At 62.2% G+C, this 505-nt stretch carries 1 protein-coding gene; it reads right to left on the reverse strand.

Features of this window, described 5'->3' with window-relative positions; genetic code table 11:
* Positions 1 to 460: helix-turn-helix domain-containing protein (locus A3722_RS18020; protein WP_150120548.1), on the reverse strand; the 460-nt coding region annotated here is incomplete at its 3' end.
* Positions 461 to 505: the final 45 nt, after the last annotated feature.

The raw sequence follows: 505 nt of genomic DNA on the forward strand, positions 1-505 counted from the left end.
CGAACTTCGGGTCATTCGAGACCTTGAACCCCTTCGTGAGATGCGGCTTCAAGCCAGCTTCGGCCCAGATGCGGCCGACGCTCGACGGCGAGATGCCCATGGCTTCGGCCATTAGCGCGCGGCTCCAGTGCGTTGCATTGGGCGGGGTTTCCTGCACCGTCTTGGCGATCACCTTCAGCCTTGTTGCCATGGGCAAAGGCGGCACCCGCGAGGGTCGCGTCTTGTCACGCTTGAGACCGGCCACGCCCTCATCGAGATACCGCTGCTGCCAGCGCCAGACCGTGGGTTTCGACGTGCGCGCGCGTCGCATGATTTCGAACGTGCCATGACCGTCCGCTGTGGCCAGGACGATCTCGGCCCGCCAGACAAGCTTGCGCGCAGTGTTGCGGTTGCTGATCAGGGCTTGAAGTTCAGCACGGTTGGCGGGGCCAAGGTAAAGGCAGATGTCATCGCGTCTCATGCCCCAAATATGGCACATCACGTTGCCGATGGGAATCATCTGTCA

The organism is Sulfitobacter sp. HI0027 (assembly GCF_001634775.1).
In the GTDB taxonomy this organism is placed as follows: domain Bacteria; phylum Pseudomonadota; class Alphaproteobacteria; order Rhodobacterales; family Rhodobacteraceae; genus Sulfitobacter.